Origin of the sequence: Mycobacterium arosiense ATCC BAA-1401 = DSM 45069 (assembly GCF_002086125.1) — a bacterium.
Classification (GTDB): domain Bacteria; phylum Actinomycetota; class Actinomycetes; order Mycobacteriales; family Mycobacteriaceae; genus Mycobacterium; species Mycobacterium arosiense.
Genome location: NZ_MVHG01000002.1, coordinates 101,467 through 119,514, shown reverse-complemented (window position 1 = coordinate 119,514; position 18,048 = coordinate 101,467). Strand labels below are relative to the sequence as shown.

Below are 18,048 nucleotides of genomic sequence, written 5' to 3'. Positions count from 1 at the left end.
GTCGCGAACCCCGACAGCTAAAGCGGTTGCTCCCATCGGGGACAATGGACACCGTGAGCCCGACCCAACCGTCGCCGATGGCCCGCATCGACCTGCGGGGCGCGGAGTTGACGGCCGCGCGATTGCGTTCGGCGTTGCCCCGTGGCGGCGCCGACGTGGAGGCGGTGCTGCCCAAGGTCCGGCCCATCGTGCAGGCCGTCGCCGAGCGCGGCGCCGAGGCCGCGTGCGAGTTCGGCGCCACCTTCGACGGCATCCGGCCCGCGACCGTCCGGGTGCCCGACGCCGCGCTCGAGAAGGCCCTGACCGAATTGGATCCGCGGGTGGCCGACGCCCTGCGGGTGATGATCGAACGCACCCGGGCGGTGCACGCCGACCAGCGCCGCACCGACGTGACGACCACCCTGGGCCCGGGCGCGACGGTCACCGAGCGGTGGGTCCCCGTCGACCGGGTGGGTCTCTACGTGCCCGGGGGCAATGCCGTCTACCCGTCCAGCGTGGTGATGAACGTGGTGCCGGCCCAGGCCGCCGGCGTCGCCTCGCTGGTGGTGGCCAGCCCGCCGCAGGCCCAGTTCGACGGCCTGCCGCACCCGACGATCCTGGCGGCGGCCCGGCTGCTGGGCGTCGACGAGGTGTGGGCCGTGGGCGGCGCGCAGGCGGTGGCGCTGCTGGCCTACGGTGGCAGCGACCTCGACGGCGCCGAGCTGGCGCCCGTCGACATGATCACCGGGCCCGGCAACATCTACGTCACCGCCGCCAAGCGGCTGTGCCGTTCGCGCGTCGGCATCGACGCCGAGGCCGGTCCCACCGAGATCGCGATCCTGGCCGACCACACCGCCGACCCGTCGCACGTGGCGGCCGACCTGATCAGTCAGGCCGAGCACGACGAGATGGCGGGCAGCGTGCTGGTCACCCCCAGCGCGCAGCTGGCCGCGGCCACCGAGGCCGAGTTGGCCGCCCAGCTGCGCACGACCGTGCACCGCGAACGGGTGGCGGCGGCACTCGGCGGGCGCCAGTCGGCCATCATCCTGGTCGACGACCTGGACGCCGGCGTCACCGTCGTCAACGCCTACGCCGCCGAACACCTGGAGATCCAGACCGTCGACGCGGCGTCGGTGGCGGGTCGAATCCGTTCGGCCGGAGCCATTTTCGTCGGTCCGTACGCGCCGGTGAGCCTCGGTGACTACTGCGCGGGATCCAACCACGTTTTGCCGACCGCCGGCAGCGCCCGGCATTCCAGCGGCCTGTCCGTGCAGACCTTCCTGCGCGGCATCCACGTCGTCGACTACACCGAGGCGGCCCTGAAAGACGTGTCCGGACATGTGATCGCGCTGGCCGAGGCCGAAGACCTGCCGTCACACGGCGAAGCGGTGCGGCGGAGATTCGAGCGATGACGACCCAGCGGCCCACGCGCCAACCGACACTGGAAGACCTGCCGCTGCGCGACGACCTGCGCGGCAAATCGCCCTATGGCGCACCGCAATTGGCGGTCCCGGTGCGGCTGAACACCAACGAGAACCCGCACCCGCCCAGCACGGCGCTCGTCGAGGACGTGGTGCGCTCGGTGGCAGAGGCCGCCGCCGACCTGCACCGCTATCCCGACCGCGACGCGGTGGCCCTGCGCACCGACCTGGCCGCCTACCTGAGCGTCCAGACCGGCGTTCAGCTCGGAGTCGAAAACCTATGGGCGGCAAACGGTTCCAATGAAATCCTACAGCAGCTGCTGCAGGCGTTCGGCGGCCCGGGCCGCAGTGCCATCGGGTTCGTCCCGTCCTACTCGATGCACCCGATCATCTCCGACGGCACCCGCACCGAATGGCTGCAGGCCGCCCGCGCGGACGACTTCGGCCTGGACGTGGATACCGCCGCGGCCGCGATCACCGACCGCCGGCCCGACGTGGTGTTCGTCGCCAGCCCGAATAACCCGTCCGGGCAGAGTGTTTCGCTGCCGGACTTGCGGCGGCTGCTCGACGTGGTGCCCGGCATTCTGATCGTCGATGAGGCCTACGGCGAATTCTCGTCGCAGCCCAGCGCGGTCGCGCTGATCGAGGAGTATCCGAGGCAGCTCATCGTCTCGCGCACCATGAGCAAGGCGTTTGCGTTCGCCGGCGGTCGGCTGGGCTACCTGATCGCCACCCCGGCAGTGATCGACGCGATGCTGCTGGTGCGGTTGCCGTATCACCTGTCGGTGCTCACCCAGGCCGCCGCGCGGGCCGCGTTGCGGCACGCCGACGACACGCTGGGCAGCGTGGCGACCCTGATCGCCGAACGCGAGCGCGTCGGGGCGGCACTGTCCGGCATGGGTTTTCGGGTGATTCCCAGCGACGCCAACTTCGTGCTGTTCGGTGAGTTCGCCGACGCGCCGGCCACCTGGCAACGCTACCTGGACGCCGGGGTGCTGATCCGCGACGTCGGAATCCCCGGCTACCTGCGGGCCACCACCGGGCTGGCCGAGGAGAACGACGCCTTCCTGCGCGCCAGCGCCCAGATCGCCGCCACCGAACCGGCACCGACCATGTCTTAGGAGCACCGTGACAGCCACCGCCACCCGGCGTGCGCGCATCGAGCGCCGCACAAAGGAATCCGACATCGTCATCGAACTCGACCTCGACGGCACCGGGCAGGTCGACATCGACACCGGCGTGCCGTTCTACGACCACATGCTCACCGCCCTGGGCAGCCACGCCAGCTTCGACCTGACCGTGCGCACCAAGGGCGACATCGAGATCGAGGGACACCACACCGTCGAGGACACCGCGATCGCGCTGGGGCAGGCGCTTGGCCAGGCCCTGGGTGACAAGCGGGGCATCCGCCGGTTCGGCGACGCCTTCATCCCGATGGACGAGACGCTGGCCCACGCGGCGGTCGACGTGTCCGGGCGGCCCTACTGCGTGCACAGCGGGGAACCAGATCACTTGCAGCACACCACCATTGCCGGTAGCTCGGTGCCCTATCACACCGTCATCAACCGGCACGTGTTCGAATCGCTGGCCATGAACGCGCGCATCGCGCTGCATGTGCGCGTCCTGTACGGGCGCGACCCGCACCACATCACCGAGGCGCAGTACAAGGCGGTTGCCCGGGCGCTGCGCCAGGCGGTCGAGTCCGACCCCCGCGTCTCGGACGTGCCGTCCACCAAAGGGGTTCTGTGACAGCGCTTACCCACCAGAAAAGGGTAGTCGTCCTCGACTACGGCTCGGGCAACCTGCGGTCGGCTCAGCGCGCGCTCGAGCGGGTCGGTGCGTCGGTCGAGGTGACCGATGATGCCGATGCCGCGACCGCCGCGGACGGACTGGTGGTGCCCGGCGTCGGTGCCTACGAGGCCTGCATGACGGGATTGCGCAGCATCGGCGGAGACCGCATCATCGCCGACCGGGTCGCCGCCGGGCGCCCGGTGCTGGGCGTCTGCGTCGGGATGCAGATCCTGTTCGCCCACGGCGTCGAATTCAGTGCGGAAACCACGGGATGCGGGCAGTGGCCGGGATACGTCACGCGACTGCAGGCGCCGGTCATCCCGCACATGGGCTGGAACGTCGTCAAATCCGGGCCCGGCACCGTGCTGTTCAAGGGACTCGACGCCGACACCCGGTTCTACTTCGTGCACTCCTACGCCGCCCAGCAGTGGGACGGCTCGCCGGATGCCGTGCTGACGTGGGCCACCCACGGAGGCCCGTTTCTGGCGGCGGTCGAGGACGGGCCGCTGTCGGCCACCCAATTCCACCCGGAAAAGAGCGGGGACGCCGGCGCGGCCGTGTTGAGCAATTGGGTCCAGGGATTGTGAGGGACGGGCAAGCGCTGTCCGTCAAGCAACAGCCGCGGACGCACGTAACCCGTTGCGGGCCCGGCACACAGGAGGAAATGTGTTGATCTTGTTGCCCGCGGTCGACGTGGTCGACGGCCGCGCCGTGCGTTTGGTGCAGGGCAAGGCGGGCAGTGAAACCGAATACGGTTCGGCGCTGGACGCCGCGCTGACCTGGCAGCGCGACGGCGCCGAATGGATCCATCTGGTGGACCTGGACGCCGCGTTCGGGCGCGGTTCCAACCGGGAATTGCTGGCCGAGGTGGTCGGCAAGCTCGACGTGCAGGTGGAGCTGTCCGGCGGCATCCGTGACGACGATTCGCTGGCCGCCGCCCTGGCCACCGGCTGCGCTCGGGTGAACCTGGGCACCGCGGCGTGCGAGAACCCGCAGTGGTGTGCCCGCGCGATCGGCGAGCACGGCGACAAGGTGGCCGTCGGCCTAGACGTGCAGATCGTGGCGGGCGAGCACCGGCTGCGCGGGCGGGGCTGGGAGACCGACGGCGGTGACCTGTGGGAAGTGCTGGAACGCCTTGACGGGCAAGGCTGTTCGCGCTTCGTCGTTACCGATGTAACCAAGGACGGCACCCTGGGCGGGCCCAACCTGGACCTGCTGGCGTCCGTCGCCGAGCGCACCGACGCCCCGGTGATCGCCTCCGGCGGCGTGTCCAGCCTGGACGACCTGCGCGCGATCGCCACCCTCACCGGCCGCGGGGTCGAGGGCGCCATCGTGGGCAAGGCCCTCTATGCCGGGCGATTCACCCTGCCGCAGGCGCTGGCCGCGGTGGCGGAGTAGCCGCATGGACGTAGGCATGTTGGTGGCGCAGGCGTCGGCGATTCTCGACGACGCATCCGAGCCGTTTCTTTCCGGGCACCGCGCCGATTCCGCGGTCCGCAAGAAGGGCAACGACTTTGCCACCGACGTCGACCTCGCGATCGAGAAGCAGGTGGTGGCCGCGCTCGTCGAGGCCACCGGGATCGGGGTGCACGGCGAGGAATTCGGCGGCCCGGCCGTCGACTCGCCATGGGTGTGGGTGTTGGACCCCGTCGACGGCACCTTCAACTACGCGGCCGGATCACCGATGGCCGGGATCCTGCTGGGCCTGCTGCATCGCGGCGACCCGGTGGCCGGGCTGACCTGGTTGCCGTTCTTCGACCAGCGCTACACCGCGGTGGCGGGCGGCCCGCTGCGCAAGAACGGGGTGCCCCAGCCGCCGCTGAACTCCATCGACCTGGCCGACGCGCTGGTCGGGGCCGGGTCGTTCAGCGCGGACGCACGGGGCCGGTTCCCGGGACGCTACCGGATCGCGTTGCTGGAGAACCTCAGCCGCGTCTCGTCGCGGTTGCGCATGCACGGCTCCACCGGTCTGGACCTCGCGTTCGTCGCCGACGGAATATTAGGCGCGGCAATAAGTTTCGGTGGCCACGTGTGGGATCACGCCGCCGGGGTCGCGCTGGTGCGCGCCGCCGGCGGTGTCGTGACCGATCTTTCCGGTGAGCCGTGGACCCCCTCGTCGGATTCCGCGCTGGCGGCGGGTCCCGGCGCCCACGCCGAAATCCTCGAAATCCTGCGCGCCACGGGCCGACCGGAGGATTACTGAGATGCGCCCGACTCCCAACGGCCTCGCGGTGCGGGTGATCCCGTGCCTCGATGTCGACGGCGGCCGGGTGGTCAAAGGCGTCAACTTCGAAAACCTCCGGGACGCGGGCGATCCCGTCGAACTGGCGTCCGCCTATGACGCCGAAGGCGCCGACGAGCTCACCTTTCTCGACGTGACGGCGTCGTCGTCGGGACGGGCGACGATGCTCGATGTGGTGCGCTGCACGGCCGAGCAGGTCTTCATCCCGCTGACGGTCGGCGGTGGGGTGCGCACCGTGGCCGACGTCGACGTGTTGCTGCGCGCGGGCGCTGACAAGGTGTCCATCAACACCGCCGCGATCGCCCGGCCCGAGCTGCTGGCCGAGATGGCGCGGCAGTTCGGTTCCCAATGCATCGTGCTGTCCGTCGATGCCCGCACGGTGCCCCCGGGCGCCGTGCCGACGCCGTCGGGCTGGGAGGTCACCACCCATGGCGGGCGCCGGGGCACCGGACTCGATGCGGTCGAATGGGCTTCGCGCGGAGCCGATTTGGGGGTGGGGGAGATCCTGCTGAACTCCATGGACGCCGACGGCACCAAGGCGGGGTTCGACCTAAAGATGCTGCAGGCGGTGCGTTCGGCGGTCAGGGTGCCCGTCATCGCCAGCGGCGGCGCCGGGGCGGCCGAGCACTTCGCGCCGGCGATCGCGGCGGGCGCCGACGCGGTGTTGGCCGCCAGCGTGTTCCACTTCCGGGAGCTGACGATCGGTCAGGTGAAGGCGGCCATGGCCGCAGAAGGGATCACCGTGCGATGACCCTCGACCCGGAGATCGCGGCGCGGCTCAAGCGCAACGCCGACGGCCTGGTCGCCGCCGTCGTGCAGGAGCGCGGCAGCGGTGACGTGCTGATGGTCGCCTGGATGGACGACGCGGCGCTGGCCCGCACCCTACAAACCCGTGAGGCAACCTATTATTCGCGGTCCCGCGGCCAACAGTGGATCAAGGGAGCGACGTCCGGTCACACCCAGTACGTTCACTCGGTGCGGCTGGACTGCGACGGCGACACCGTGCTCCTGTCGGTCGACCAGGTCGGTGGGGCGTGCCACACCGGCGACCACAGCTGCTTCGACGCCGACGAGCTGCTGCCGCCGCAGCGCTGACCCGACGAAGTAGCCCGATGCCGGGCGGGCGGCGTGGCCGGACGTGTCTCGGGTCACCTTGCAGGCGCGGGGCCACGACATCGACAAGAATGGCAGCCAATGTCGAAATGGTTGTCCTGGAACATCGTTGTGCCGGTGCTTTCCGTCGTCGTGCTGGCACTGATCTGGGGCAAGACGCTCGGGCCGGTGCTGGTCGGGCTGGCGGCGCTGTTTCTCATCGGCGCGGTGGTCGCCGCCGTGCATCACGCGGAGGTGGTCGCGCACCGCGTCGGCGAGCCGTTCGGGTCGTTGGTGCTGGCGGCGGCGGTGACCGTCATCGAGGTGGCCCTGATCGTCGAGCTGATGGCCTCGGGCGGCAATGAGACGGCCACGCTGGCCCGCGACACCGCGTTCGCCGCGCTGATGATCACCACCAACGGAATCGCCGGGCTGTCGCTGCTGCTCGGTTCGCGGCGCTACGGCGTGACGTTGTTCAATGCCGAGGGCAGCGGCGCCGCGCTGGCCACGCTGACCACCCTGGCGACGCTGAGCCTCGTGTTGCCCGCGTTCACCACCACGACCGTGGGCAAGGAGTTCTCGCCCGGCCAGCTCGCCTTCGCCGCGGTCGCCTCGCTGCTGCTCTACCTGGTGTTCGTCTTCACGCAGACGGTTCGGCACCGCGACTTCTTCCTGCCGATCGCGCAGAAGGGCCAAAAGAGCCTGTTCGTCGACGAAAGCCACGCGGAACCGCCGACCACCCGCGCGGCGCTGACCAGCCTCGGGTTGATGCTCGGCGCCCTGGTGGCGGTGGTGGGCCTGGCCGAGGAGGAGTCACCGGCCGTCGAGAAAGCGGTGACCGCGGTCGGCTTCCCGCAGTCGTTCGTCGGGGTGATCATCGCGGCGCTGGTGCTGCTGCCCGAGACGCTGGCGGCGGTGCGCGCGGCGCGGCAGGGCCGCATCCAGATCAGCCTGAACCTGGCGTACGGCTCGGCGATGGCCAGCATCGGGCTCACCATCCCGGCGATCGCGCTGGCGTCGATATGGCTCAGAGGGCCGCTGGTGCTCGGCCTGGGCGCCATCCAGCTGGTGTTGCTCGCCCTGACCGTCGTGATCAGCGTGCTGACGGTGGTCCCCGGCCGGGCCACCCGACTGCAGGGCGAGGTGCATCTGGTGCTGCTGGCCGCCTACGTGTTCCTGGCGATCAGTCCCTGACCGGTCACGCCCGCGCGCGCAACGTCGCCAGCGCCTTGTCGGCGTGACTGTCCATGTTGAATTCGCTGGAGATCACCTCGAGCACCGTGCGATCGGTGTCGATGACGAACGTCGTGCGCTTGACCGGCATCAGCTTGCCGAGCAGGCCGCGCTTGACGCCGAACTGCGTGGCGACGGCGCCGTCGGTGTCCGACAGCAACGGGTAGTCGAACTTCTGCAGGTCGGCGAACTTGGCCTGCTTCTGCACCGCATCCGCGCTGATGCCCACCCGGTTGGCCCCGACCGCGGCGAACTCGGCGGCCAGGTCGCGGAAGTGGCACGCTTCCTTGGTGCAGCCGGGCGTCATCGCGGCCGGGTAGAAGAACAGCACGACGGGCCCGCCCGAGAGCAGTTCGCTGAGCTTGCGCGGCGTCCCGGTCTGATCGGGCAGTTCGAAGTCCGCGACGGTGTCACCAGGTTTCATGGCGGACACGCTACGCCCGAAGCTCTCCCGCCCGGGGGCTGCTCCGCGTCTGGGAGGATGGATCGGTGCACGCCCACCTCGCCGCGACGACCTCACGAGAGGACTTTCGCCAGCTGGCGGCCGAGCACCGCGTGGTCCCGGTGACCCGCAAGGTGCTCGCCGACAGCGAGACCCCGCTGTCGGCCTACCGCAAGCTCGCCGCCGACCGCCCGGGCACGTTTCTGCTGGAGTCGGCCGAGCACGGCCGCTCCTGGTCGCGGTGGTCGTTCATCGGCGCGGGATCGCCGTCGGCGCTGACCGTGCGCGACGGCGAAGCCGTATGGCTGGGCGTGGCGCCCCAGGACGCGCCGACCGGGGGCGACCCGCTGCAGGCCCTGCGCAGCACGCTGGAGCTCCTGGCCACCGGTCCGCTCGACGGGCTGCCGCCGCTGTCGGGCGGCATGGTCGGGTTCTTCGCCTACGACATGGTGCGGCGCCTGGAACGGCTGCCCGAACTGGCCGTCGACGACCTCAAGCTGCCCGACATGTTGCTGCTGCTGGCCACCGATGTCGCGGCGGTCGATCACCACGAGGGAACCATCACGCTGATCGCTAACGCCGTCAACTGGAACGGAACCGACGAGCGCGTCGACGAGGCCTACGACGACGCCATCGCCCGCCTGGACGTGATGACCGCGGCGCTGGGCCAGCCGTTGCGGTCCACGGTCGGCACGTTCACGCGGCCGCAGCCGCGCTACCGCGCGCAGCGCAGCGTCGAGGAGTACGGCAAGATCGTTGATTACCTCGTCGAACAGATCGCCGCGGGTGAAGCCTTCCAGGTGGTGCCCTCGCAACGGTTCGAAATGGACACCGATGTCGACCCGATCGACGTGTACCGGATGCTGCGGGTCACCAATCCCAGCCCCTACATGTACCTGATGCATGTGCCGAATAACACTGGGGGAGTTGACTTTTCGATCGTCGGCTCCAGCCCGGAGGCGCTCGTCACCGTCGCCGACGGCACCGCGACCACCCACCCGATCGCCGGAACCCGGTGGCGTGGGGACACCGACGAGGAGGATCAGCTGCTGGAAAAGGAGTTGTTGGCCGACGACAAGGAACGCGCCGAGCACCTGATGCTGGTCGACCTGGGCCGCAACGATCTGGGGCGGGTGTGCGCGCCGGGCACCGTGCGCGTGGAGGACTACAGCCACATCGAGCGCTACAGCCACGTCATGCACCTGGTGTCGACGGTGACCGGCACGCTCGACGAGGGCCGGACCGCGCTGGATGCGGTGACGGCCTGCTTCCCGGCCGGCACCCTGTCGGGCGCCCCGAAGGTCCGGGCCATGGAGCTGATCGAAGAGGTGGAGATGACGCGCCGCGGCCTGTACGGCGGCGTGGTGGGCTACCTGGACTTCGCCGGCGATGCCGACTTCGCGATCGCCATCCGGACCGCCCTGATGCGCAACGGCACCGCGTACGTGCAATCCGGCGGCGGGGTGGTGGCCGACTCCAACGGGCCCTACGAATACACCGAGGCGACCAATAAGGCGCGCGCGGTGCTCAACGCGATCGCCGCCGCCGAGACGCTCACCGAACCCGCGTGCGTTGAGTGAGGCCGGCGCGGACACCGGCCGGCCGGCCGGCCGCTGGCTGATCCGGATCGCCCAGATCGGCCTCGTGGTTGCCGCGGTGGCGTTGTGGGTGGCCTCGCGGTTGCCCTGGGTCGTCATCGGATCGTTCGACGGGCTCGGGCCGCCCAAGCGGGTGACCCTCGCCGGCGGCGCCTGGTCGACGGCGCTGTTGCCGCTGGCGCTGTTGCTGCTGGCCGGGGCCGTCGCCGCCATCGCCGTGCGGGGGTGGCTGCTGCGCGCGCTGGCGGGGCTGCTGGCGGTGATCAGCCTGGCGATCGGCTACCTCGGGATCAGCCTGTGGGCGCTGCCCGACGTGGCGGTTCGCGGCGCCGAGTTGGCCCACGTGTCGGTGATGTCGCTGGTCGGAAGCGAGCGGCGGTACTGGGGCGCGGGCGTCACGGTGGCGGCCGCGGCGTGCACGCTGATCGCGGCCGTCCTGCTCATGCGATCGGCGTCGGACTCGGGATCCACCCGCGCGAGCGCAAGAAAGTACGCGACACCGGCGACGCGCCGATCGATTGTGCAACGCGACGAGGCCGACGGGGCGATGCTGGAGCAGCCGGAAACGCCGGGAATGTCGGAGCGGATGATCTGGGACGCGCTTGACGAGGGGCGCGACCCGACCGATCGGGCGGGTGAGTCTGACACCGAGGGTCGGTGACGGACCATAAGCCGCGGGCCGCTACCCTTCATTCACAGTCGTCGCAATCGGCTGGGGACACCAGAGTGGTCGTGGGATGACAGCGGATGAACAGGGCGAAGGGAAACGACAGGCATGAGTCCGGCAACCGTGCTTGACTCCATCCTCGAGGGAGTCCGGGCCGACGTTGCCGCGCGCGAAGCGCTCATCAGCCTGTCCGAGATCAAAGCCGCCGCGGCGGCCGCGCCACAACCACGCGACGTGATGGCCGCGCTGCGCGAGCCCGGAATCGGCGTCATCGCGGAAGTCAAGCGTGCCAGCCCGTCGGCGGGCTCCCTGGCGACCATTGCCGATCCGGCCAAGCTGGCCCGCGCCTACGAAGACGGTGGCGCCCGCATCATCAGCGTCTTGACCGAGGAGCGACGTTTTCACGGCTCGCTCGACGATCTCGACGCGGTTCGCGCGGCGGTCTCGATACCGGTTCTGCGCAAAGACTTTGTCGTGCAGCCCTATCAGATTCACGAAGCGCGTGCGCACGGCGCCGACATGCTGCTGCTGATCGTCGCCGCGCTGGAGCAGTCGGCGCTGGTGTCGATGCTGGATCGCACCGAATCGCTGGGCATGACGGCGCTCGTCGAGGTGCACACCGAAGAAGAAGCCGACCGCGCGCTCAAGGCCGGCGCCACGGTAATCGGCGTCAATGCCCGCTTTCTGGCGACGCTGGAGGTGGACCGCGATTGCTTCGCGCGCATCGCTCCCGGCCTGCCCAGCAACGTGATCAGGATCGCCGAATCCGGCGTGCGTGGTACCGGAGACCTGCTGGCGTATGCCGGTGCGGGTGCCGACGCCGTGTTGGTCGGCGAAGGTCTGGTCAAAAGCGGTGATCCGCGCGCCGCGGTCGCCGACCTGGTCACCGCGGGCACCCATCCGTCCTGTCCAAAACCGGCTCGCTAGTCGCTACGTCACTGACAGAGCCCCGCGCTGATACGTTGAACCCCATGAGCCATCCCCGCGTAGAGCATTGGTGATGGTGGACCTGTCCCGCCCGGACCTTCCGCATCCGAGCGCAGCCATCGCCGAGCCCACCCGTCACGAACCCGATGCGGGTGGCCATTTCGGCGTCTATGGCGGCCGCTATGTCGCCGAGGCGTTGATGGCCGTGATCGAAGAGGTCACCGCCGCTTACGAGAAGGAGCGGGTCAACCAGGATTTTCTGGACACGCTCGATTACTTGCAGGCGCATTACGCCGGCCGGCCCTCGCCCCTCTACGAGGCGCCGCGGCTGTCCGAACAGGCCGGCGCGCGCATCTTCCTCAAGCGAGAAGACTTGAACCACACCGGTTCTCACAAGATCAACAACGTGCTCGGTCAGGCGTTGCTGGCGCAGCGCATGGGCAAGAAGCGGGTGATCGCCGAGACCGGGGCGGGGCAGCACGGCGTCGCGACCGCTACCGCGTGTGCCTTGCTGGGCCTGGAATGCGTGATCTACATGGGTGCCGTGGACACCGAGCGCCAGGCGCTCAACGTCGCGCGGATGCGCTTGCTGGGAGCAACGGTCGTCTCGGTCGAGAGCGGCTCGAAAACGCTCAAGGACGCCATCAATGAGGCGTTTCGGGATTGGGTTACCAATGCCGACAACACCTTCTACTGTTTCGGCACCGCGGCCGGCCCCCATCCCTTCCCCGCGATGGTGCGCGACTTTCAGCGAATCATCGGCCTCGAGGCGCGCGCGCAGATCCAGGCCCAGGCCGGACGCCTGCCCGACGCCGTGGTGGCCTGTATCGGCGGCGGATCCAACGCCATCGGCATCTTCCACCCGTTCATCGACGATCCGGGTGTGCGGCTGGTCGGATTCGAGGCGGCCGGCGACGGTGTCGAAACCGGTAGGCACGCCGCGACCTTCAGTGGCGGCTCGCCCGGCGCGTTTCAGGGCTCATTCTCGTATCTGCTGCAGGACTCCGACGGGCAGACCATCGAATCCCATTCCATCTCAGCGGGTCTCGACTATCCGGGGGTGGGTCCAGAACACGCGTACCTGCGCGAGATCGGGCGTGCCGAATACCGTCCGATCACCGACTCGGAGGCGATGGATGCGTTCCGCATCCTGTGCCGCACGGAAGGGATCATCCCGGCGATCGAATCCGCGCACGCCGTCGCCGGTGCGCTGAAGTTGGGCCCCGAAATGGGGCGGGGAGCGATCATCGTGGTGAACCTGTCCGGGCGCGGCGACAAGGACGTCGAGACGGCCGCGAAGTGGTTCGGGCTGTTGGGGTCCGGCGATCGATGACCGTCAAACAAAGCGAAGCGAGCAGGCTGCAGTCGATCTTCGACGGCTGCCGCAGCGACGATCGTGCGGCGCTGATCGGTTATCTGCCCACCGGTTACCCCGACGTGCCGACGTCCGTCAAGGGAATGACGACACTGGTCGAATCGGGTTGCGACATCGTCGAAGTCGGGATCCCGTATTCCGATCCCGGCATGGACGGCCCCACCATCGCGAAGGCGACCGAGGCCGCGCTGCACGCCGGCGTGCGCGTGCGCGACACCCTTGCCGCGGTCGAAGCGATCAGCGCGGCCGGTGGACATGCCGTGGTGATGACGTACTGGAATCCCGTGTTGCGCTACGGCGTTGACGCCTTCGCCCGGGACCTGGCATCGGCCGGCGGGTACGGGCTGATCACCCCCGACCTCATTCCCGACGAAGCAGCGCAGTGGCTGGCGGCATCGGACACGCACGGGCTGGACCGGATATTTCTGGTGGCGCCGTCCTCGACCCCGCAGCGGTTGGCGATGACGGTGGAGGCGTCGCGTGGATTCGTCTATGCCGCTTCGACGATGGGCGTGACGGGGGCGCGGGACGTCGTGTCCAACGCCGCGCCCGAGTTGGTGAGCAGGGTCAAAGAGCTATCCGACATACCCGTCGGTGTGGGCCTGGGGGTCCGGTCGGGAGAGCAAGCCGCCCAGATCGGCAGCTACGCCGACGGCGTCATCGTGGGGTCGGCGCTGGTGACGGCGTTGGGGGACGGGGGTTTGACTGCGTTGCTCACGCTGACCGAGGAACTCGCCGCCGGTGTTCGTCGGGGGGCGGCCGCCCCGTGACGAAGTTGCTGGCCTACTTCCCGAGCCCGCCGCAGGGTGTGTGGCACCTGGGGCCGGTGCCCATCCGGGCCTACGCGCTGTTCATCATCGCCGGCATCGTGGCCGCGCTGCTGATCGGTGACCGGCGCTGGGAGGCGCGCGGCGGCGAGCGCGGCGTGATCTATGACATCGCGCTGTGGACGGTGCCATTCGGATTGATCGGCGGTCGGCTCTACCACCTGGCCACCGACTGGCGAACCTATTGGGGCCCCGGCGGCGCGGGACTCGGGGCGGCCGTGCGCATCTGGGACGGCGGCCTGGGCATCTGGGGCGCGGTGGCGCTCGGCGGCGTCGGCGCCTGGATCGGCTGCCGCCGGCGCGGGATTCCCCTTCCGGCCTTCGCCGACGCGCTGGCCCCGGGAATCATTCTGGCGCAAGCGATCGGCCGGCTGGGTAATTACTTCAACCAGGAGCTCTACGGCCGTGAAACGACGCTGCCGTGGGGTCTGGAGGTCTTCTACCGGCGCGACCCCACGGGATACATCGACCCGCACTCGCTGGACGGCATCTCGACGGGCCAGATCGCTTTCGTGGTACAGCCGACGTTTCTCTACGAATTGCTCTGGAACCTCTTGATTTTCGTGGCCCTGATCTACGCCGACCGGCGCTTCACGCTGGGCCACGGCCGGTTGTTCGCGCTGTATGTGGCGGGTTATTGCGTCGGACGGTTCTGTGTCGAGCTGCTGCGCGACGACACCGCCACCCACATCGCGGGCATCCGGATCAACTCGTTCACATCGACTTTCGTGTTCATCGGGGCCGTGGTGTATCTGATGGCGGCGCCCAAGGGCCGCGAAGATCCCGAGAGCCTGCGCGGCAACGAATACCTCGAGGAGGAAGCGGCGGAGACCGAGTCCGACGCTGAGCCTGCGACCGTGGCGGCAGCGACGTCCGCGGCGGGCGGGGGAGCCGTCGCCGCCGCCGAGGCGCCGGCAGGCTTAGGGGAGACGGCGGACGACGACGAAACCCCCGCCGCCGAGCCGGAAGTCGAAGAACCGGCGGTCGACTCGGCGGAGGCGGTCACCGAGGAAAAACCCGCCGAGCCCGAGGCCGAAGAGCCGGAGGCCGAAGAGCCTGCGCCCGAGGCCGAAGAGCCCGAGGCCGAGCCGGAGGCCGAAGAGCCTGCGCCCGAGCCGAAACCCGAAGAGCCGGAGCCCGAGGCGGCGGCTGACGAGGAACCCGAAGGACTCGAAGCCGACGAGCCCGAAGCGAAAGACGAGGAGCCCGAAGGCGGAGCCGAGGAGCCCGAGGCCAAAACCGAGGAACCGGAACCCGAAGCCGAAACCGAGGAACCGGAACCCGAAGCCGAAACCGAGGAACCGGAGCCCGAGGCCGAAAAACCCGAACCGGCCACCGAAACGCCCCCGGGTCAACCGGAAACCCGCCGGCGGTGGGGCTCGCGGCTGCGGAACCGACTGCGCCGCTGACGCCGACGTCCCGCTCTTACGGACGGGGCGCAACGGATCTGGCATGCTGAAAAGCGTGACCATCGCAGGGTCAGCCGCCATATGACGCAAACCCCCGCACCCGCGGGCCAACCCCATCCGCACGGGTCGGGGCGTCATCGGCTCGCCATCGCGGCCGGAACCGGTGTGGCCCTGGGCGGCGCGCTCAGCTACGTCGCCCTGGCCGACCCGCACCGCCCGAGTTCGATCTATCCGCCGTGTCCGTTCCGGTTGCTCACCGGCTGGAATTGCCCGTTTTGCGGCGGGCTGCGCATGACGCATGACCTATTGCACGGTGACCTGCCCGCCGGCATCTACGACAACGTCTTCCTGCTGGTAGGCATCCCGCTGCTGGTCGTGTGGGCGCTGGTCCGCCGCGCCCGCGGCAGGGCTTTGTCGTCGCGGGCGGCGCTGCTGACGGTGGTGGTCGCGACGATCGCGTGGACGGTGCTGCGTAACCTGCCCGCTTTCCCGCTGATTCCCACCGTTATTGGTGGGTAAGAGCACACTGCGCGCGGCGGCTATCTGCGGGCCGTGGGGGTGTCACACGACTATGCTGGGTCGGCGTGAGTAGACGCGGAAAGATCGTCTGCACCCTTGGCCCTGCGACCAATTCGGATGAGTCGATCCAGGCCCTGGTTGAAGCCGGCATGGACGTCGCCCGGTTGAACTTCAGCCACGGCGACTATTCGGATCACAAAGCCGCCTATGAACGCGTCCGTTCGGCTTCGGACGCCACCGGCCGCGCCGTCGGCGTGCTCGCCGACCTGCAGGGCCCCAAGATCAGGCTGGGACGTTTCGCCACCGGGCCCACCTACTGGGCCGACGGTGAAACGGTGCGGATCACCGTCGCCGACTGCGAGGGCGACCACGACCGGGTGTCGACCACCTATAAGAAGCTGGCCGAGGACGCCGCCGTCGGCGACCGGATCCTGGTCGACGACGGCAAGGTCGGCCTGGTGATCGACGGCATCGAGGGCGACGACTTGATCTGCACCGTCGTCGAGGGCGGGCCGGTCAGCAACAACAAGGGCATCTCGCTGCCCGGCATGAACGTGTCCGCACCGGCCTTGTCGGAGAAGGACATCGAGGACCTCACCTTCGCGCTGGACCTCGGCGTCGACCTCGTCGCGCTCTCCTTTGTGCGTTCGCCATCCGACGTCGAGTTGGTGCACGAGGTGATGGACCGGGTGGGCCGGCGGGTACCGGTGATCGCGAAGCTGGAGAAGCCCGAGGCCGTCGACAACCTGGAGGCCATCGTTCTGGCCTTCGACGCGATCATGGTGGCCCGCGGCGACCTGGGCGTCGAGCTGCCCCTCGAAGAGGTTCCCCTGGTGCAGAAGCGGGCGATCCAGATGGCCCGGGAGAACGCCAAACCCGTCATCGTCGCCACCCAGATGCTCGATTCGATGATCGAGAACTCACGGCCGACCCGGGCCGAGGCCTCCGACGTCGCCAACGCCGTCCTCGACGGCGCCGACGCGGTGATGCTGTCCGGGGAAACGTCGGTGGGTAAGTACCCGCTTGCGGCGGTGCGGACCATGGCGCGCATCATCTGCGCGGTCGAGGACAATTCGACGGCCGCCCCGCCGCTGACGCACGTGCCCCGCACCAAACGCGGGGTGATCTCGTACGCGGCCCGCGACATCGGCGAGCGGCTCGACGCCAAGGCGCTCGTCGCGTTCACGCAGTCCGGCGACACGGTCAAGCGCCTCGCGCGCCTGCACACCCCGCTGCCGCTGCTGGCCTTCACCGCGTGGCCCGAAGTGCGCAGCCAACTGGCCATGACCTGGGGCACCGAAACGTTCATCGTCCCGATGATGACCTCGACCGACGGCATGATCCGCCAGGTCGACAAGTCGCTGCTGGAACTCGGTCGCTATAAGCGCGGCGACCTGGTGGTCATCGTCGCCGGCGCGCCACCTGGCACAGTAGGGTCAACCAACCTCATCCATGTGCACCGGATCGGGGAGGACGACGTCTAGCGCAAGGAGAGCGTGTGCCGGCAGGCTGTGAGCCCCAGGAGCCGAATGCGGCGGAAGCGGCCGCGACACCGACCCCTTCGGATTTCATCGAGCTGCTGGCGACGCTCGACCTCGAGCGCGTCGACGACGACCTGTTCATCGGCTCGCATCCGAGCAAGAACCCCATGCGGACCTTCGGCGGTCAGCTCATGTCGCAGTCGTACGTCGCGAGCAGCCGCAGCCTGGTTCGTGACGACCTGCCGCCGAGCGCGCTGTCGGTGCACTTCATCAACGGCGGGGACACCGCCAAGGACATCGAATTCCGCGTGACGAGGCTGCGTGACGAGCGCCGCTTCGCCAACCGCCGCGTCGATGCGGTGCAGGACGGCACGCTGCTGAGCTCGGCGCTGGTCTCCTACATGGCCGGGGGCCGCGGCCTCGAACACGGCATCGAGGCGCCACAGGTGGCCGAGCCGCACACGCAGCCGACGATCGGCGAACTGTTGCGTGGCTACGAAAAGACCGTTCCGCACTTCGTCAACGCCCTGCAGCCCATCGAATGGCGTTACACCAACGACCCGGCGTGGGTGATGCGCACGAAGGGCGAGCGGCTCGGCCACAATCGGGTCTGGGTCAAGGCCTTGGGGGAGATCCCCGACGACCCCGTATTGCACACGGCAACAATGGTGTATTCGTCGGACACCACCGTTTTGGACTCGGTTATCACCACGCACGGTCTTTCCTGGGGATTCGACCGCATATTCGCCGCGTCGGCCAATCATTCCATTTGGTTTCACCGGCAGGTCAACTTCAACGACTGGGTCTTGTACTCCACATCGTCGCCGGTGGCGGCCGATTCGCGGGGCCTGGGCAGCGGGCACTTCTTCGACCGGTCCGGGCTACCGCTGGCCACGGTGGTGCAAGAAGGCGTGCTGAAATACTTCCCTTCTTCCCGCCGCTAAACCGTGACCCAATAGCGGCGGAATCTCCGCGCGAATTCGGCCTTGTAGTGGCCGTGATGGGGCGTAGCTTTGACGTAGCCGGGTATTCGGTGCAGAGGCGG

General features: G+C 69.1%; 19 protein-coding genes. 18 read left to right on the top strand and 1 reads right to left on the bottom strand.

Annotated elements, in window-relative coordinates:
- The first annotated feature begins 44 nt into the window (after positions 1 to 44).
- The 9 genes from hisD to BST14_RS01450 all read left to right on the top strand — a co-directional run bounded on the left by hisD (position 45) and on the right by BST14_RS01450 (position 7,719).
- Positions 45 to 1,391 (top strand): histidinol dehydrogenase, encoded by a 1,347-nt coding sequence (gene hisD, locus BST14_RS01490; RefSeq protein WP_083062823.1) that lies wholly within the window; start codon positions 45 to 47, stop codon positions 1,389 to 1,391.
- Positions 1,388 to 2,521, top strand: coding sequence for a histidinol-phosphate transaminase (locus BST14_RS01485; protein WP_083062822.1), 1,134 nt, complete (start codon positions 1,388 to 1,390; stop codon positions 2,519 to 2,521). The genes hisD and BST14_RS01485 overlap by 4 nt, the downstream gene beginning before the upstream one ends.
- A gap of 7 nt (positions 2,522 to 2,528) precedes the next feature.
- Positions 2,529 to 3,149 carry an imidazoleglycerol-phosphate dehydratase HisB gene (hisB, locus tag BST14_RS01480; RefSeq protein ID WP_083062821.1) on the top strand — a complete coding sequence of 207 codons (621 nt, stop codon included), beginning with the start codon at positions 2,529 to 2,531 and terminating at the stop codon, positions 3,147 to 3,149.
- Positions 3,146 to 3,778: an imidazole glycerol phosphate synthase subunit HisH gene (hisH, locus tag BST14_RS01475; protein WP_083062820.1), complete on the top strand. Its 633-nt coding sequence runs from the start codon at positions 3,146 to 3,148 to the stop codon at positions 3,776 to 3,778. The genes hisB and hisH overlap by 4 nt, the downstream gene beginning before the upstream one ends.
- 79 nt (positions 3,779 to 3,857) lie before the next feature.
- Positions 3,858 to 4,589 (top strand): bifunctional 1-(5-phosphoribosyl)-5-((5-phosphoribosylamino)methylideneamino)imidazole-4-carboxamide isomerase/phosphoribosylanthranilate isomerase PriA, encoded by a 732-nt coding sequence (priA, locus tag BST14_RS01470; RefSeq protein ID WP_083062819.1) that lies wholly within the window; start codon positions 3,858 to 3,860, stop codon positions 4,587 to 4,589.
- A 4-nt stretch (positions 4,590 to 4,593) separates the two neighbouring features.
- Entirely contained in the window at positions 4,594 to 5,394 is an 801-nt protein-coding gene (locus BST14_RS01465; protein ID WP_083062818.1) for an inositol monophosphatase family protein, read from the top strand.
- Between the two features lies 1 nt (position 5,395).
- Positions 5,396 to 6,184, top strand: coding sequence for an imidazole glycerol phosphate synthase subunit HisF (gene hisF, locus BST14_RS01460; protein ID WP_083062817.1), 789 nt, complete (start codon positions 5,396 to 5,398; stop codon positions 6,182 to 6,184).
- Positions 6,181 to 6,528: a phosphoribosyl-AMP cyclohydrolase gene (hisI, locus tag BST14_RS01455; RefSeq protein ID WP_083062816.1), complete on the top strand. Its 348-nt coding sequence runs from the start codon at positions 6,181 to 6,183 to the stop codon at positions 6,526 to 6,528. The genes hisF and hisI overlap by 4 nt, the downstream gene beginning before the upstream one ends.
- 99 nt (positions 6,529 to 6,627) lie before the next feature.
- Positions 6,628 to 7,719 (top strand): calcium:cation antiporter, encoded by a 1,092-nt coding sequence (locus BST14_RS01450; protein ID WP_083062815.1) that lies wholly within the window; start codon positions 6,628 to 6,630, stop codon positions 7,717 to 7,719.
- 4 nt (positions 7,720 to 7,723) lie between these two features.
- Here BST14_RS01450 and BST14_RS01445 read toward each other — a convergent pair whose 3' ends face one another.
- Positions 7,724 to 8,182, bottom strand: coding sequence for a peroxiredoxin (locus BST14_RS01445; RefSeq protein ID WP_083062814.1), 459 nt, complete (start codon positions 8,180 to 8,182; stop codon positions 7,724 to 7,726).
- A 65-nt stretch (positions 8,183 to 8,247) separates the two neighbouring features.
- Between BST14_RS01445 and BST14_RS01440 the strand changes: the two genes are divergently transcribed.
- From BST14_RS01440 to BST14_RS01400, 9 genes are all read left to right on the top strand, one after another.
- Complete coding sequence (locus tag BST14_RS01440) at positions 8,248 to 9,780, top strand: anthranilate synthase component I (protein ID WP_083062813.1); 1,533 nt, start codon at positions 8,248 to 8,250, stop codon at positions 9,778 to 9,780.
- A 37-nt stretch (positions 9,781 to 9,817) separates the two neighbouring features.
- On the top strand, positions 9,818 to 10,459 hold the full coding sequence (locus tag BST14_RS01435; protein ID WP_083062890.1) for a TIGR02234 family membrane protein: 642 nt from the start codon (positions 9,818 to 9,820) through the stop codon (positions 10,457 to 10,459).
- Between the two features lie 114 nt (positions 10,460 to 10,573).
- Positions 10,574 to 11,392: an indole-3-glycerol phosphate synthase TrpC gene (trpC, locus tag BST14_RS01430; RefSeq protein ID WP_083062812.1), complete on the top strand. Its 819-nt coding sequence runs from the start codon at positions 10,574 to 10,576 to the stop codon at positions 11,390 to 11,392.
- A gap of 70 nt (positions 11,393 to 11,462) precedes the next feature.
- Positions 11,463 to 12,725, top strand: a complete 1,263-nt coding sequence (trpB, locus tag BST14_RS01425) for a tryptophan synthase subunit beta (RefSeq protein WP_211280633.1) — start codon at positions 11,463 to 11,465, stop codon at positions 12,723 to 12,725.
- Positions 12,722 to 13,537, top strand: coding sequence for a tryptophan synthase subunit alpha (gene trpA, locus BST14_RS01420; protein ID WP_083062810.1), 816 nt, complete (start codon positions 12,722 to 12,724; stop codon positions 13,535 to 13,537). The genes trpB and trpA overlap by 4 nt, the downstream gene beginning before the upstream one ends.
- A complete protein-coding gene (locus BST14_RS01415; protein ID WP_083062809.1) occupies positions 13,534 to 15,003 on the top strand; it encodes a prolipoprotein diacylglyceryl transferase in 1,470 nt (489 codons plus the stop codon). Before trpA ends, BST14_RS01415 begins: the two co-directional genes overlap by 4 nt.
- Positions 15,004 to 15,168: 165 nt before the next feature.
- On the top strand, positions 15,169 to 15,522 hold the full coding sequence (locus BST14_RS01410; protein ID WP_306460711.1) for a DUF2752 domain-containing protein: 354 nt from the start codon (positions 15,169 to 15,171) through the stop codon (positions 15,520 to 15,522).
- A 65-nt stretch (positions 15,523 to 15,587) separates the two neighbouring features.
- The gene (gene pyk, locus BST14_RS01405; protein ID WP_083062807.1) at positions 15,588 to 17,006 is read left to right on the top strand and encodes a pyruvate kinase; all 1,419 of its coding nucleotides are present in this window, start codon (positions 15,588 to 15,590) and stop codon (positions 17,004 to 17,006) included.
- A gap of 86 nt (positions 17,007 to 17,092) precedes the next feature.
- Complete coding sequence (locus BST14_RS01400; protein WP_142279222.1) at positions 17,093 to 17,947, top strand: acyl-CoA thioesterase II; 855 nt, start codon at positions 17,093 to 17,095, stop codon at positions 17,945 to 17,947.
- Positions 17,948 to 18,048: the final 101 nt, after the last annotated feature.